Genomic DNA, 15,447 nt, shown 5'->3' on the forward strand with positions numbered 1-15,447 from the left:
TCCCCTTTTCTAAGCCACATTCTCTTCTTCGTCGTCGGCGATCATGTCGCTGAGCCGGCCGCTGATGATTTCCTCGGCCTCGTCGACGATCCGCGCGACCAGGTCTCCGACGGTCGGGATGTCGTTGATCAGGCCCATCGCGGTGCCCACGCTCCAGATGCCGGCGTCGAGATCGCCGACCTCGTAGACCTTCACCCCGCGCTTGCCGGCGACCAGGTCCTTGACGTCCTCGAACTGACCACCACGGTTGAGGATCTCGACGACCTCGCGCGAGACGGCGTTGCTGGCCACCCGGGCGGTGTTGCGCAGCGGCCGGAAGATCAGCTCGGTGTCGAGTTCGGTGCCAGCGACGATCGCTTCCTTGACGTTCTGATGGATCGCCGACTCCACCGTGCACATGAACCGCGAACCCATGTTGATGCCGTCGGCGCCCAGCGCCAACGCCGCCACCAGACCGCGCGCGTCGGCGAACCCGCCCGAGGCGATCATCGGGATGTCGATCTTGGCCGACGCCGCCGGGATCAGCACCAGGCCCGGAATGTCGTCCTCGCCGGGGTGACCCGCGCACTCGAAACCGTCGATGCTGATGCCGTCGACGCCGAGGCTCTGCGCCTTGACCGCATGCCGCACCGAGGTGCACTTGTGCAGCACCTTGATGCCGTTCTCGTGGAACATCGGCAGGTGCGGCGCCGGGTTCGAGCCCGCGGTCTCGACGATCTTGATGCCGGCGTCGACGATCACCTGGCGGTACTCGTCATAGGGTGGCGGGTTGATCGTCGGCAGGATCGTCAGGTTGACGCCGAACGGCTTGTCGGTCAACTCGCGGCACTTGGCGATCTCGTTGGCCAGATCGGCCGGCGTCGGCTGGGTCAGCGCGGTGATAAAACCGAGCGCCCCCGAATTCGCCACGGCCGCAACCAGTTCTGCGCGGCCGACCCACTGCATCCCACCCTGCACGATGGGGTGCTCGATGCCGAACGTCTCGGTGAACTTCGTCCTGATGCTCATCGGTGCTCTCTTCTCTTCGCGCAAGCGCTCATCGCGGCGCCATCCGGATCGCGCCGTCCAAACGGATCACCTCGCCGTTGAGCATCGGGTTCTCGACGATGTGCACGGCCAGCGCGCCGTACTCGTCAGGATCACCGAGGCGGGCCGGATGCGGCACCTGCTTGCCCAGCGACTGCTGCGCCTCTTCAGGCAGCGAACCCAGCAGCGGGGTCTTGAACAGACCCGGCGCGATCGTGACAACGCGGATGAATTCGCGCGACAGGTCGCGCGCGATCGGCAGCGTCATGCCGACCACGCCACCCTTGGACGCGGAGTAGGCGGCCTGGCCGATCTGACCTTCGAACGCCGCGACGGATGCGGTGTTGATGATGACGCCGCGCTCACCGTTGATCGGTTCTTGCTTGGCGATCCGCTCGGCCGACAGGCGCAGCACGTTGAACGTGCCGATCAGGTTGACCTCGATGACCTTCTTGAAGCCATCGAGCGGGAACGGGCCGTCCTTGCTCAGCGTCTTGATCGCGTTGCCGATGCCCGCGCAGTTGACGTTGATCCGCAGCGGGCCCATCTTCTCGGCCGCATCCAGCGCCGCGCTGACCTGCTCCGGGTCGGTGACGTTGGCCTCGACGAACTGGGCGCGGTCCCCGAGCTCTTTGACCGCTTCCTCGCCCTTGAGGTCGATGACGACCACCGACGCGCCCCTGTCGAGCAGGCGTTTGGTGGTGGCCAGGCCGAGGCCCGATGCGCCACCGGTGACGACGGCTACGGCGTCCTTGATCTCCACTTGAGGGTGTTCCTTTCTTTAGGCCCAGTCTCGTAAGACGGCTTCGGTGTCGGCTCCGGCTTGTCCGGGTGGTGTCGGTGCCGGCGGCACGCTGCGGGAGAACCGCGGCGCGGGCATCGGCTGCAGGTGGTCGCCGTCGCGATAGAACGTGTTGCGCTCGGTGACGTGCGGTTCGGATTCCACCTCGCTGAACGACAGCACCGGCGTCACGCAGGCGTCGCTCTCGGCGAAGACCTTGGCCCAGTGATCGCGGTCCTTGCTCGCGATGACCTCGCTTAGCTTGGCCCGCAGTTCCGGCCACCGGCTCGCGTCGTTCTGGTCGGGCAGGTCGGCGTTCTCCAGCCCGAGACCCTCGAGGAACGCGGCGTAGAACTGCGGCTCGATGCAGCCCACCGCGATGTAGCGACCGTCGGCGCAGGTGTACGTGTCGTAGTACGGCGCACCGCCGTCGAGGATGTTGACCCCGCGCTGATCGGTCCACAGGCCGTCTTGCAAAAAGCCCCAGATCATCTGCGCGAGCACGCTCGAGCCGTCGATCATCGCGGCGTCGACCACCTGGCCCTTGCCCGACGTCTGGCGTTCGAACAGCGCCGACAGGATGCCGACGAGCAGGAACATCGAGCCGCCGCCGAAGTCACCGGTCAGATTCAGCGGCGGGACGGGACGCTCGCCGGCCCGGCCGATCGAGTGCAGCACGCCGTTGAGGGAGATGTAGTTGATGTCGTGGCCGGCCTGCAGGCGGCGCGGCCCGGTCTGGCCCCAACCGGTCATGCGTCCGTAGATCAGCCGCTCGTTGACCTTCGCGCAGTCCTCCGGGCCGAGGCCGAGTCGTTCGGTGACGCCGGGGCGCAGGCCCTCGATCAGCACGTCGGCCTTGGCCACCAGGCGCAGAACCAGCTCGCGCCCTTCGTCGCTCTTGAGGTCCGCGGCCACCGAACGGCGGTTGCGCAGCGCGGCCTCGCGCTTGCTGGTCGGGATCCCGCCGAGCTTGCCCGGGCGTTCGATGCGGACGACGTCCGCGCCGAGGTCACCGAGGATCATCGCCGCGTGCGGGCCGGGTCCGATGCTCGCGAGTTCGATCACCCGCAGTCCGTGCAGAGGTCCCGCCATGCTTACCGCCCTTCGTTGGACAATCGCTTCCGGATCGCCGACATAGCTTACTTGTATAACCAAGTCGTCCGGTTCTAGGGTGCAGCCATGACAACCCTCGATTCAGGCGCACCCACGTATACCGGTGTCGACGATCTGACGGTCGAACTCGCCGATGGCGTGCTTTCGGTGACGCTGAATCGACCGGAGAGCCTCAATTCCCTGAATCGAGAGATGCTCGCCGGTATCGCCGACACCCTCAACACCGCGGCCTCCGATCAACGGGTCAAGGTGGTACGGCTCGGTGGGACGGGTCGCGGGTTCTGCTCGGGCGCCGGCATCAGCGGCGACGACCAGGCGCAGAAGACCGTCGACGGCCCGGCCTCGGTGCTCGACGCCGCCAACGACGCGGTCCGCGCGATCGTGAATCTTCCCCAGCCCGTGGTCGCCGCGGTACACGGTGCGGCTGCCGGCGTCGGCGTATCGCTGGCCCTGGCCTGCGACGTCGTCTTGGCTTCGGACAACGCCTACTTCATGTTGGCGTTCACCAAGATCGGGCTGATGCCCGACGGCGGCGCCTCGGCGCTGGTGGCCGCTGCGGTCGGGCGCACCCGCGCGGCCCGGATGGCGCTGCTGGCCGAAAAGGTCTCCGCGCGTGAGGCTTACGACTGGGGCCTGGCGGCCGCGGTGTATCCGGCCGATGAGTTCGACGCCGAGGTCGACAAGGTGCTCAGCACGCTGAAGTCCGGTCCCGCGGTGGCGCTGCGCAAGACCAAACACGCCATCAACGCGGCCACGCTCACCGAGTTCGAACCCGCGCTCGGGCGCGAACGCGAGGGTCAGCTGTCACTGTTGAGTGCGCCGGACTTCATCGAGGGCATCACCGCCTTCCAGCAGCGCCGCAAGGCGAACTTCTCCGACTTCTGAGCATCTCGGGCTGACGGCTCACGCCCGGAAAATCGGTGGACTCGACGGGCGCACATCCGCGACCATCGATAGGTGAGTACGCAATTCGACATTCAGCAACCGGTGCACAGCGCCGGTCGTTGGCGCGTGCTCGCACCGTTCCGCATCCGCGAGTACCGCCTGCTGATCGCGGCGGTGACGTTGTCGATCTTCGCCGACGGCATGTTCGCAGTGGTGCTGGCCATGCAGGTCATCGACCTGAACAACGATCCCGTGTCGTTGTCGATCGTGACGACCTGCTTCGGCGGCGCCCTGGTCGCGTTCGTGTTGGTCGGCGGTATCGCCGCCGACCGCTTCCCACAGCGGTCGATCATCATCGCGGTCGAAACGGTCAATGTCATCGCCTCGTCTGTCATCGCGGTTCTGGGACTGCTTGGCGCACTGCAGATCTGGCACCTGGCAGTGGGCGCAGCCGCGCTGGGATCCGCGGCGGCGTTCTTCTTTCCCGCCTACAGCGCGATCCTGCCGAGGCTCCTTCCGTCCGAGCAGCTGCTCGCGGCCAACGGCGTGGAGGGCGTGGTGCGCCCGGTCTTCCAGCGCGCGGTCGGCCCGGCCGCCGCCGGTGTCATCGTCGGCGCGACCTTCCCGGCGGTCGGGGCGGTGGCGGTCGCCGGCTTGTTCGCTCTCGGCCTGGCGCTACTGGTGGCGACCAGACCGGTCCTGAAACCGCCTGCAGCACAGCAGAGCCCACATGTGCTGCGCGATCTGCGCGACGGGTTCGTGTTCGTGCTCGGCACCCCGTGGCTGTTGTGGACGCTGTTGTTCGCGAGCATCTTCGTGCTGGTCGTTCTGGGACCGATCGAGGTGCTGCTGCCGTTCATCGCCAAGGACCGCTTCGCCGACGGCGCCCGGACGTACGGCTTCATCCTCGCGTTCTTCGGATTGGGTAGTGCACTCGGCGCACTCACGGTGTCGTCGGGCCGGATGCCGCGCCGGTATCTGTCGGTGATGATGGCGATGTGGAGCGTGGGCGCTATACCGCTGGTCGTCTTCGGCTTCACGTCCTCGTTCGCCGTGATGGCGGTTGCGACGTTCGTCATCGGGTTCACCGATGGGACGGGAATGGTCATCTGGGGCACGCTGCTGCAGCGACGGGTGCCGACGGCGATGCTGGGCCGTGTGTCGAGCCTCGACTTCTTCGTGTCGCTGGCGTTCATGCCGGTGTCGTTCGCGATCGTCGGACCGCTGTCGAAAGTCGTTTCGGTGCAGACGATCTTCCTCGTCGCGGGCATCGCCCCGGTATTGGTCGCGGCAGTCGCGGTGTGGGCGGCCCGAATGCGCCGAGACGAGCTGGCCCATCCCCTGCGTTGACTAGACGCCGAAGAGCGGCGGCAGCGCGAGCACCATGACCAGGCCCCAGAAGAAGTGGGTCAGCATCGGTGCGAGTATGCCGCCGGTCGCCCGGCGTTCGAACGCGCAGACCGTGCCGAGGATGATCGCTGCGAAGCCGAGCATCGGGTTGCCGGTGGTGGCCGCGGTCGCGATCACGTAGAAGACGGTCGAGATCAGCACCGGCTTCACGGTCCCCAGCGCGGTATAGAGGGCGCCGCGGAAGAACATCTCTTCGGCCAGGCCGTTGATCACCGTGATGAACGCGACCAGTATCAGCGGCCCGTAATCGGCGTATTCCAGCACGCGCGTGATGTATTCGCGCACACCGGGGATCTCGCGCGCGATCAGACCACCGACGAGGAACACCGCGCCCAGCCCCAAACCCATTGCGATACCGGTGATCACCGGTCGCTGGTTGCGGTCGCGGAAGCGAATGCAGCCCATGTGCAGCGGCCCCGACACCAGGGCGCCGAGCGCCCACACCCCGGCGAGCGCCAGCGTCAGCCAGTAGAACGACTGGTCGCCGGGCGGCCGGGTCAGCGAGTACCCGAGCAGCGCGGCGCCGATGATGAGGACGACCGCGACGATGATGCGCCGACGTCGTACGACGTGGGGTGGTTCGTGATGCGGAACGGGGCACGCGCCGACGATGTCGCGGATCTCCCGAACCAACCCCGGACGCGTCTGCGTCGGCTCCGTCACGTCGGAACAACCTTCGGCATGAAGTGCAGCAGCGTGTCGAGCCCGGTGCGCACCGCGCCCGCGACGGGCCCGGGCACCCCGCCGATGAGACCCAGTGCCGGCCGCGCGATCGACGGTGTGACCGCGCCGGCCATCTGACGCAGGCGCAGGGTGTCGCCCCCGGCCCAACGGGGATCGGTGTCGGCGAGGTGGTGCGGGTCGGTGAGCTCGTCGACGGGCCGGCGCCGACGGCTGGCCAGCGCCCGCGTGATGGCCTCCTCGATGCAGATCAGCCCGGCGGGCGGGTCCGGCACGAACTCACGCAGCCCGGTCTCGGACGCCATCATCGGATGGTCCAGCGACTGCACGAGGTCGGCCGCCAGCCCGCCCGGGACGGGCAACACCGCCGCCGTCACCCAGGAGACGAGACCGGTGTCGACGCCGTTGACGGGAAGTTCGGCCCGCCACTTGCCCGCTATCCGTGCGTAGGTCCGCAGCAGCTCGGCGTAGGACGTGGTTTCGGGGCCGGTGATGTCGTAGGCCCCGGCCGGTACGCGCTCACTGTCCGCGGCGGCCACGAGGTAGTGCAGCACGTCGCAAATCGAGATCGGGTCGATCGGGTTGGCCGACCACGCCGGCATGGGAATGATCAGGAACCGATCGCCCACGTAGCGCAGCATCTCGAACGACGTCGACCCGGCCCCGATGATGATGGCCGCGCCGAGCCACACCACGTCGGGCCCGCCGTCGATGTGCAACGCCTCGGCCACCTCGGCACGGCTCGCCAGGTGTTCCGAGAGGTCGTCGCCGTCGGGCACGAACCCCCCGAGGTACACGATGCGGCGCACGCCGGCGTCCTTGGCGGCCTGGGCCACGTTGGCCGCGGCGCGATTGTCGGCTTCACGGAAGTCGGGCTGCCCGATCCCGTGCACGAGGTAGTAGACGACGTCGATGGGGCCGGCCTCGGCGAACGCCGAACGCGCCGAGTCCTCGTCGTGGGCGTCCAGCGCGACCGCGGTGACGCGGTCCTGCCATCCGAAATCGGCGAGCCTGTCCAGGTTTCGGCTCGCCGCGACGACATCGTGGCCCTCGGTGAGCAGAGCGGTGACGAGCCGGGAGCCGACGTAACCGGACGCGCCGGTCACCAGGGTGCGGAGACGTTTCACGGTAGGCCTGTACCCGGATCAACCCCCGGAGAATCTAGGCGGACGCGTCGCGGTGCAGATCGATGAGGTGCTGATACACCTGCGCGTTGTACCGGTTGTGGTTGACCTCGGCATCGCTGAGGTCGCGGCGCACCTTGGCGGGGACGCCGGCGACGAGTGTGCGCGGCGGCACGACGAAGCCCTGCGGCACCACCGCGCCCGCCGCGATCAGCGCGCCCTGGCCGACCGTCGCGCCGTTGAGGATGACCGCACCCATGCCGATGAGCGCCCCGTCCTCGATGACGCAGCCGTGCAGCACGGCGTTGTGGCCCACGCTGACCTCTTCGCCGACGCAGACCGGGAATTCCGGGTCGACGTGGATGGTCACTCCGTCCTGGATGTTGGTGCCGAAACCGATCTCGATGGGCTCGGCCTCGGCCCGCAACGTCGCGCCGTACCAAACGCTGGCCCGTGCGGCGAGCGTCACCTGCCCGATCAAGCTGGCGTTGGGCGCCGCCCACGCCTCGGCGTGCAGGGAGGGTCTACGACCACGAATGGGGATGATCAGCGGCTCGGGCATGCGGGCCATCGTATGCATCGCCCCTTTGAGGCCGTTCGGGGCACCATGTGGGCAGATTGACAACGCGCAGGTCAGACGGCATGCGGAGGCCGTTTGGCGAGGTGACGACTTTGGCAGTCGCGTAGCGCTGCCTTTAACATGCGTTTCGACCTGTCTAGCTGAGGAGCCGTAAGTGAAGACTCGCACCAGCAAAGCTCTTGGTGCCACCGCCGGAATCGCCGCGATCGCCTTTTCGGTGCCGCTGGCCGTGACCGCGTACGCCGACCCGCCCGCGCCCGAGCAGCCGGCGGAGCCGACCACCACGAAGGAGGTCGAGCTCCCGAACCCGGAGGGCAAGGGTTGTGACGCCTTCAAGGAGGCCGTGCCCAACTGGAAGTCGCTGAACAACCTTCCCGTCGGTCAGGCTCTGCAGGCCATACCGGACGCCAGCACCTTCTACTCCGCGATCTCGGGTGGCTTCAATCCCGTCGTGAACGTGGTGCCCGTCCTGGAGAACGGTCCCTACGTGGTCTTCGCGCCGACGAACGAGGCGTTTGCCGCGCTTCCGCCCGCGCAGCTCGACGCGCTGAAGGCCAACCCCGCCGCGTTGACGGACTTCGACTACTACCACGTCTTCCTCGGGATCCTCGGACCCAAGGACGTCAAGGGTCAGCGGCCGACGCAGCAGGGCGCCGAGATCAAGGTGACCGGTGAGAACGCCGACGTCACGATCAACGACACCGCCAAGGTGGTCTGCGGTGGCATCCAGGCGGCCAACGCCCGGATCTACCTGATCGACGCGGTGCTCGATCCGGCCAGCCCGCCGGATGCGGCGACGCCGTCGGCGACGTCGACCAGCGAGACGACCACGACCGAGACGACGACCGAGACCACCGAGCCGGCCGCTCCGGCCCCGGCCGAGGCTCCGACCGCCTGACCTTCTGCGACACGCGAAAGCCCCCGAAACTCCGTTGTTTCGGGGGCTTTGGCGTTGGGCCGACAGGACTGCGAGCCGGCTATACACCACGCCGGCTGAGCCGGCTATACACCTAGGTCGCGGCCGATGATCTCCTTCATGATCTCGGTGGTGCCACCGAAGATCGTCTGGATCCGTCCGTCGACGTAGGCGCGGGCGACGCGGTACTCCATCATGTAGCCGTAGCCGCCGTGCAGCTGCACGCACTGGTCGACGACCTTCTTGGCGACCTCGGTCGCCCACCACTTGGCCTTGGCCGCCTCGACCGCGGTCAGCTCACCGTCGACCACGCCCTGCAGGCAGCGGTCGATGTAGTTCTCGGTGACCTCGAGCTCGGTCTCCATCTCGGCGAGCAGGAACCGGTTGTGCTGGAAGCTGCCGATCGGCTGGCCGAAAGCCTTGCGATCCTTGGCATATTGCAGCGTCTCGTCGAACACGGCGCGGGCGCCGGCGATGGCCGAAATGGCGATCGACAGCCGCTCCGAGGGCAGGTTGGTCATCAGGTGGTAGAAACCGCGACCTTCCTTGCCCAGCAGGTTGGCGTTCGGCACGCGGACGTTCTCGAAGTGCAGCTCGGAGGTGTCCTGCGAGTGCAGGCCCATCTTGTCGAGCTTGCGCCCGCGGCTGAAGCCCTCCATGTCGCGCTCGACGACGAACAGCGAGAAGCCCTTGTGTCCGGCCTCCGGATCGGTACGGGCGACCACCACGCAGAGATCGCAGTTGATACCCGACGAGATGAAGGTCTTGGAGCCGTTGATGATCCAGTCGTCACCGTCGCGCACTGCGGAGGTGCGGATGCCGGCCAGGTCGCTGCCCGCGCCGGGTTCGGTCATCGCGACCGCAATGATCGTCTCGCCGCTGGCGATGCCCGGCAGCCACCGCTGCTTCTGCTCGTCGTTGGTCAGGTCCTTGAAATACGGCCCGACGACGTCGTTGTGCAGGCTCAGCGCGGGGCCATGGACGCCGGCCTTGGCGATCTCCTCGTCGATGATCGCGTTGAACCGGAAGTCGTCGGAGCCACCGCCACCGAACTCCTCGGGCATGTTGAAGCCGATGAGCCCGTACTTGCCCGCGGCGGTGTACGCCGACCGGTCGACGATGCGCTCGGTCTCCCATTTCTCGTGGTTGGGAACGAGCTCGCGCTCGATGTACTCCTTGACGGTTTCCCGAAATGCTTCGTGTTCGGCTTCGTAGATCGTTCTCTTCATCAGTGTTTTCTCTTCCTCGCGCAAGCGCTCGTCGCTGTTATCTCTTCCTCGCGCAAGCGCTCGTCGCTGTTATCTCTTCCTCGCGCAAGCGCTCGTCAGGGCGCTTACTTGGCTTTCCATACGGGCTGGCGCTTCTCGGCGAATGCCAGCGGTCCTTCCTTGGCGTCTTCTGACCGGATCACCGTCGAGATCTCACGCATGGTCCTCGACCATCCGGCTTCGTCGCCGGTGATGACGCCGTCGTCGACACCCATCGCCACCCGCTTGCTCGCCCAAACCGCAAGCGGCGCATTGCGGGTGATGCGTTCGGCCAGAGCGAGCGCAGCGTCGACCGCGGTGCCGTCGGGCACGACCTCGTTGATCAGGCCCCACCTGAGCGCGTCGGCCGACGACATCGGCTCGCCCGTGAACAGCAGCTCCATCGCGACCTTGCGCGGCAGGTGATCGACGATGCGGAACACCCCGCCGGCGGCGGCGATGAGGCCCCGCTTGACTTCGGGCAGACCGAATTTCGCACGCTCCTCGGCGACCACCAGATCACTGGCGAGCGCGAGTTCGGTGCCTCCGCCGAGCGCGGTGCCGTTGACCGCCGCGATGGTCGGCTTGTCGATGTAGTGCTGCACGTAGCCAGCGAATCCCCACTCGGCATGGTCCGGGTGGAACAGGCTCTCCCGTCGCGCGATCGCTTTCAGATCGGCACCGGCGCAGAAGGATTCACCGGCGCCGGTGATGACCACCGCGCGCACCTCGGAATCGTCCTGCGCCGCCTGCAGCGCGTCGCCGACCGCTGTGCTGACCGCACTGTTGACGGCGTTTCGCGCCTCGGGACGGTTGATGGTGATGAGCATGACGTTCCCGCGGCGCTCGGTGAGCGCCGCGGGCGTCGTCACTTCGGTCGTCACAACAGTTCGAGAATGGTGGCGTTGGCCTGGCCGCCACCCTCGCACATGGTCTGCAGACCATACTGAATTCCGTTGTCCCGCATGTGGTACAGCATCGTGGTCATGATGCGGGCACCCGACCCGCCGAGCGGGTGGCCGAGCGCGATCGCGCCGCCGTTCGGGTTGAGCTTCTTCTCGTCGGCGCCGATGTCCTTGAGCCACGCCATCGGAACGGGCGCGAACGCCTCGTTGACCTCGAACACGCCGATCTGATCGAGGCTCAGGCCCGACTTCTTGATCGCCTTCTGGGTGGCCGGGATCGGCGCGGTCAGCATGATCACCGGATCGGATCCGGCCAGCACCGCGGTGTGCACCTTGGCGATCGGCTTGAGCCCCAACTCCTTCGCCTTCTCCGCCGACATGAACAGCAGCGCCGCCGAACCGTCGGAGATCTGGCTGGAGTTACCGGCGTGGATGACGCCGTCCTCCTTGAAGGCCGGCTTCAGCTGAGCCATCTTCTCGATCGGCGTGCCCCGGCGGATGCCCTCGTCCTTGAGCACGACGCTCTCGTTGCCGTCCTCATCCTTCGTCTTGATGCCGACGATCTGGTCGTCGAAGGCGCCCGAGTCCTGCGCGGCGGCCGCCTTCTCGTGCGAGTCGAGGGAGAACTGGTCGAGCGTGGTGCGGTCGAAGCCCCACTGCTCGGCGATCATCTCGGCGCCGATGCCCTGGTTCGGGGTCTGGGTGTAGCGGCCGCGGAACGCCTCCGGGTAGGGATGGCCGCCGTTGGCCAACGACGAGCCCATCGGGGTGCGCGACATGACCTCGACGCCGCCGGCGACGACGACGTCGTAATGACCGGCGACCACGCCGGCAGCGGCGAAGTGCACCGACTGCTGGCTCGAGCCGCACTGCCGGTCGACAGTCACACCGGGCACGCTCTCCGGCCATCCGGCCGCCAGGACGGCGGTACGAGCGATGTCGAGCGCCTGCTCGCCGGCCTGCATGACGCAGCCCCAGATCACGTCGTCGACCAGGGCCGGATCCACGCCTGCACGCTCGACGAGGCCGTTGAGCACCTGGGCCGACAGCTCACCGGGGTGAACCCCGGACAGCCCGCCGTTGCGCTTGCCGACGGGCGACCGTACTGCCTCGACGATGACGGCTTCAGCCATGACACTTCTCCTTCGAAGTTCGATGATTCACCCACACGCGGGGGTCCACCCCCGAACGTAAACGAACAAGGTTTACTAGGTCAACCTACTGGTTGGTGGGCGGCGCCTCCCGGTCCGCCGTGGGTGTCGCCGAACGTAGCGGAGGGTCGCACAACCTGGTCGTTCGGGATAGGGTTCGTCCCTCCCGACATGTCGCGTCGCGCCACCAGCGCTGAGTCCTTAGCTCTCAGTGGCCGCCGCACATGGTTTACTGAGTTGTACAGCTGGCTGACGGCCAGAATCGCTTGGGGAGATGTGGTGGCTCGAAGTACACCGCTGGCGCCGATGATCGGTCCGGACGGCGTCGGTGCCGGAACGACGGTCCGGTCTCCGAAGACCGCCGAGCTCGTCGCGGGCACGCTGCGCCGCATGGTGGTCGACGGCCAACTCAAGGACGGCGACTTCCTTCCCAATGAGGCCGAGCTGATGGCCCACTTCGGGGTGAGCCGGCCGACCTTGCGGGAGGCGGTGCGGGTTCTCGAATCCGAACGCCTCGTCGAGGTGCGACGCGGTTCGCGTACCGGTGCGCGCGTGCGGGTGCCGGGCCCCGAGATCGTGGCGCGTCCCGCCGGCCTGCTGCTCGAGTTGTCCGGTGCGACGATCGCCGACCTGATGACGGCGCGCGCCGGTATCGAGCCGATGGCGGTACGGCTGCTCGCGGAATCCGGTTCCGAAGAGTCGTTCGACGAGCTCGACCGTTTGCTCGAAGAGCATGTGCCGTCGGGCTGGAAGAACGACACCCTGGCCGAGACGACCGGTGACTTCCATCTGCGCGTCGTCGAACTGTCGGGCAACGCGACGCTGTCCATCATCGCCGGAATGCTGCACGAGATCACCGTGCGCCACAACGCCTTCCTGTTCAAGGAACGCCGTCCCGTCTCCCGAGCCGACTTCGACAAGTTGATGCGGTCGTACCGAAAGCTGATGCAGCTGTTGCGATCCGGTGACGGCGCGGCCGCGGAAGCGCACTGGCGCAAGCACCTCGACACCGCGCGGGAACTGCTGTTGCAGGGCCTCGAGGATGTCAAGGTCCGCGACGTCATGGGCTAGCTCGGCGTCATGGCCTAGCTAGGGCGCGTCGGCCTTGTCCCTCTGCCACGTCACGTGTACCGGGATGGTGTCGTCCCACGGCTGGCGCGTCACCATGTCGGCGACGTTGATGTAGCCGCGCTCGAACTCGCCTGTGGCGGCGTCGACCAGCCGGTACTCCTGCCGCTGCTTGTGGATCGGCTGACCGTCGATAAGCACGACGAGCACCTCGCCGGGTTCGAAGTGGCAGCGCTTCTGCAATGCGTCGATCAGCTGCTCGTTGTGCATGTGCCCGTCACCGAAGTTCCACCCGATCGCCGTGCTGCAGATCCGTTCACCGTCGGTCAGGACGTAGTCGTCCTCGTTGTGCCCCGCCATCACCCGGTGCGCGAGGGTGAACATCGCTCGACCGTGAGAGTTGAACGCGCGGAACGCATATCCCATGTACAGGTACATCTGCGCGGTTTCCGGGCTGCCGTAGTACCGCTCCATCTGGGCTTGCGGCATGCTCGCGATCGAGACCACGTTCTCTTCAATCTTCTGTGAGGCCGACGGCTTCACACACCACAGCCCGGTGTCCCAGTTGCCGGCGTAGTACCGCATGCCGGGCAGGAAGGACACCTTGCGCGGGAACAGGTTTCCCATCACCACGGTGCCCGCTACGACTGCGAACAACACGATCGGCCATGGGCTCTGCAGGTCTGCGAGGCCGATGTCGGTGTGCCCCACGAACAATGCGAGCACCGAGAACATCATGAAGACGTTCCACTCCAGCGGAACACCCATCGGTATCGACGACAGGATGCCGAAGTGGAAGACCAGCATCACGAAGGCGGCGATGTAGGTTGGCCAGCCGCCGTGGGAGAAGAACAGCACCAACGGGACCAGCCCTTCGATTGCGGTGCTGAAGTGCGCCAGCCATCGCGACGCCCGGCCCGGCCGTAGATCATCCGGAAAGCGTTCGAAGAACCTGCGTTTGATCCACTTGGGCCGGAACACCGGGTTGTTGCTCATCATCGTGGAGATGACGAACGGGAAGTGTTTGTTGAGCTTCGACGTCGCGGCGCCGAGCCAGATCGTCAGGCATACGAGCTTGGCCGCGATGATGATGTCGGGGCCCGCGAACAGGAAGCAGACCGCGAGCGAGGCGTACACCTCGCCGCGCGCGGCCAGGAAGATCACCTTGTCGCGCAGGCCCAGCACGGCGAGGACCCCGAGGATGGCGCCGATCTGCCACACCGGCAGCACGCCGACCGTCGTGCCGAGTTCGGGTATCGGGCCGGTGCCGTCGGAGAAGATCGCTACGACGAGCAGCACCAGAAGCGCTGCGTAGAGCAGCGCGTCGAACGGTGTGCGAGTGTCGCCTCTGGTCAGCGGGATGCGGGTCGGCCACGGTGGTAGCCGAATCGTCTTCGGCCGCAACCAGTACAGGATCGAGCCCATAGGCGGGAAGAACCGGTTGTTGAGGGGGCCGAACCCGCAGCCGAGGCCGACCACCTCGAACAACATCGTGTACAGCACGACCTTCTCGAACACGATCGGCTCGTTGTACCAGGAGGCGACGTTGGTGAAACCGTCTATGCCGGTGGTGCTGAGCGCGACCAGCCACGCGCCGAGGATGTAGAGCAGGATCTTGACGACGTAGAAGAGGTGCAGGACGACGGGCGTCCCGAATCCCACCTCGGCCCAGTGCCGGGCCATCGGCACGATTTTCTCGGCGCGTGTGCCCTTACTCCATTCCTCGAAATCGACGACAGGCGCGTCCTGCTTCAAGAACCCCATGGGAACACAGACTAGAACGTGTTCTAGCTACACAGGTGCGGTTCGCGGCGGGCTCGGCGTCAGGCGTCGGTCTTGGCCGGCGGGCGGTAGAAAATCGCCAGCTGGCCGATGCCGCCGAGAAGGCCGAGACCGAGCGAGATGACCAGACCCCACCAGCCGTGCAGCAGGTCGTAGAAGCCCATCGAGCTGAACAGCAGGTGATCGAGGCTGATCTTGCCTGCGCCGATGGTGGCGATGCCGACTGCGGCGGCGGCGAGCACGAGGTTGTACTCCCAGCCCTCCTTGACGATGAAGAAGCCGTTGGGCCGGTGGACGGTCCATGCGGCGACGAGCATCAGAGCGACGAAGCCCGCCGCCGGGATCGGGGTCAGCAGGCCCACGGCGAGGCCGATGCCGGCCGCCATCTCGGTCGTCGCGGCGACGCGGGCGTGGAACTTGCCCGGCCGCATCCCCATGCTGTCGAACCACCCGGCGGTGCCCTTGAGGCCTCCGGGTCCGAAGAACTTGTTGTAGCCGTGGGCGGCCATGGTCAGGCCCAGGACCACTCGCAGGATCAGCACTCCGACGTCGTAGGCAGTCATGCAACAAAATCTAGGCCATGTGTTAAGCCACTGCCCAGCCCCCTCCAGGTGTGACTCCGATCCGCCTTGCTCGCGACGCTGGCCTCACGCCAACAAAACGACCGGGGTATCCCCAGGGCTTCGGCCCATGTGGTGCGCGGTTGTCCCCAAGTTCTGGTTCATCCACAGATGTGGTTGGGGCGGGTGGTTGGGGGTCTCTTATACACATCTCACGA

The 15,447-nt window shown here is 66.7% G+C and carries 15 protein-coding genes; 4 read left to right on the top strand and 11 right to left on the bottom strand.

Translation table 11 applies throughout. The annotated features are described in order from the left end of the window. Positions 1-9: 9 nt before the first annotated feature. Genes A5752_RS02740 through A5752_RS02750 form a run of 3 tightly spaced genes read right to left on the bottom strand, consistent with a single transcriptional unit; the run spans position 10 to position 2,899 of the window. Positions 10-1,008 carry an NAD(P)H-dependent flavin oxidoreductase gene (locus tag A5752_RS02740; RefSeq protein WP_067081715.1) on the bottom strand — a complete coding sequence of 333 codons (999 nt, stop codon included), beginning with the start codon at positions 1,006-1,008 and terminating at the stop codon, positions 10-12. A gap of 28 nt (positions 1,009-1,036) precedes the next feature. Further along, positions 1,037-1,789, bottom strand: a complete 753-nt coding sequence (locus A5752_RS02745; RefSeq protein WP_067081718.1) for a 3-hydroxyacyl-CoA dehydrogenase — start codon at positions 1,787-1,789, stop codon at positions 1,037-1,039. An 18-nt stretch (positions 1,790-1,807) separates the two neighbouring features. After that, on the bottom strand, positions 1,808-2,899 hold the full coding sequence (locus A5752_RS02750; RefSeq protein WP_067081722.1) for a CaiB/BaiF CoA transferase family protein: 1,092 nt from the start codon (positions 2,897-2,899) through the stop codon (positions 1,808-1,810). Between the two features lie 87 nt (positions 2,900-2,986). Here A5752_RS02750 and A5752_RS02755 point away from each other — a divergent pair, with 87 nt between their 5' ends. Together A5752_RS02755 and tet(V) are read left to right on the top strand one after the other, a co-directional pair. Continuing rightward, the gene (locus A5752_RS02755) at positions 2,987-3,805 is read left to right on the top strand and encodes an enoyl-CoA hydratase (RefSeq protein WP_067081725.1); all 819 of its coding nucleotides are present in this window, start codon (positions 2,987-2,989) and stop codon (positions 3,803-3,805) included. 102 nt (positions 3,806-3,907) lie between these two features. After that, positions 3,908-5,155, top strand: coding sequence for a tetracycline efflux MFS transporter Tet(V) (tet(V), locus tag A5752_RS02760; RefSeq protein WP_502686619.1), 1,248 nt, complete (start codon positions 3,908-3,910; stop codon positions 5,153-5,155). On the opposite strand, the gene A5752_RS02765 is transcribed toward tet(V), so the two are convergent. From A5752_RS02765 to A5752_RS02775, 3 genes are read right to left on the bottom strand one after another with little or no spacing between them, the layout of a single operon-like run. Continuing rightward, complete coding sequence (locus A5752_RS02765) at positions 5,156-5,878, bottom strand: CPBP family intramembrane glutamic endopeptidase (protein WP_082963711.1); 723 nt, start codon at positions 5,876-5,878, stop codon at positions 5,156-5,158. Then, positions 5,875-7,023 carry an NAD(P)H-binding protein gene (locus A5752_RS02770; RefSeq protein ID WP_067081727.1) on the bottom strand — a complete coding sequence of 383 codons (1,149 nt, stop codon included), beginning with the start codon at positions 7,021-7,023 and terminating at the stop codon, positions 5,875-5,877. Before A5752_RS02770 ends, A5752_RS02765 begins: the two co-directional genes overlap by 4 nt. A 34-nt stretch (positions 7,024-7,057) precedes the next feature. Next, complete coding sequence (locus tag A5752_RS02775) at positions 7,058-7,582, bottom strand: gamma carbonic anhydrase family protein (protein WP_067081787.1); 525 nt, start codon at positions 7,580-7,582, stop codon at positions 7,058-7,060. 172 nt (positions 7,583-7,754) lie between these two features. On the opposite strand from A5752_RS02775, the gene A5752_RS02780 reads away from it, so the two are divergent. Further along, the gene (locus A5752_RS02780; protein WP_067081730.1) at positions 7,755-8,498 is read left to right on the top strand and encodes a fasciclin domain-containing protein; all 744 of its coding nucleotides are present in this window, start codon (positions 7,755-7,757) and stop codon (positions 8,496-8,498) included. A 104-nt stretch (positions 8,499-8,602) separates the two neighbouring features. Here the strand turns inward: A5752_RS02780 and A5752_RS02785 are convergent, their stop codons facing one another. The 3 genes from A5752_RS02785 to A5752_RS02795 form a co-directional block, all read right to left on the bottom strand. Beyond that, positions 8,603-9,745: an acyl-CoA dehydrogenase family protein gene (locus A5752_RS02785; protein WP_067081733.1), complete on the bottom strand. Its 1,143-nt coding sequence runs from the start codon at positions 9,743-9,745 to the stop codon at positions 8,603-8,605. Between the two features lie 104 nt (positions 9,746-9,849). Continuing rightward, complete coding sequence (locus tag A5752_RS02790) at positions 9,850-10,647, bottom strand: crotonase/enoyl-CoA hydratase family protein (RefSeq protein ID WP_067081736.1); 798 nt, start codon at positions 10,645-10,647, stop codon at positions 9,850-9,852. Beyond that, complete coding sequence (locus A5752_RS02795; RefSeq protein ID WP_067081739.1) at positions 10,644-11,801, bottom strand: thiolase family protein; 1,158 nt, start codon at positions 11,799-11,801, stop codon at positions 10,644-10,646. Before A5752_RS02795 ends, A5752_RS02790 begins: the two co-directional genes overlap by 4 nt. Before the next feature lie 297 nt (positions 11,802-12,098). Between A5752_RS02795 and A5752_RS02800 the strand changes: the two genes are divergently transcribed. Continuing rightward, positions 12,099-12,890, top strand: coding sequence for a FadR/GntR family transcriptional regulator (locus A5752_RS02800; RefSeq protein WP_067081790.1), 792 nt, complete (start codon positions 12,099-12,101; stop codon positions 12,888-12,890). 18 nt (positions 12,891-12,908) lie between these two features. Here A5752_RS02800 and A5752_RS02805 read toward each other — a convergent pair whose 3' ends face one another. Both A5752_RS02805 and A5752_RS02810 read right to left on the bottom strand, forming a co-directional pair. After that, positions 12,909-14,651 carry a DUF3556 domain-containing protein gene (locus A5752_RS02805; RefSeq protein ID WP_067081742.1) on the bottom strand — a complete coding sequence of 581 codons (1,743 nt, stop codon included), beginning with the start codon at positions 14,649-14,651 and terminating at the stop codon, positions 12,909-12,911. 59 nt (positions 14,652-14,710) lie between these two features. Further along, the gene (locus A5752_RS02810) at positions 14,711-15,232 is read right to left on the bottom strand and encodes a DoxX family protein (RefSeq protein WP_067081745.1); all 522 of its coding nucleotides are present in this window, start codon (positions 15,230-15,232) and stop codon (positions 14,711-14,713) included. Positions 15,233-15,447 lie beyond the last annotated feature (215 nt).

The organism is Mycobacterium sp. 852002-51961_SCH5331710, from assembly GCF_001665535.1.
GTDB lineage: Bacteria > Actinomycetota > Actinomycetes > Mycobacteriales > Mycobacteriaceae > Mycobacterium.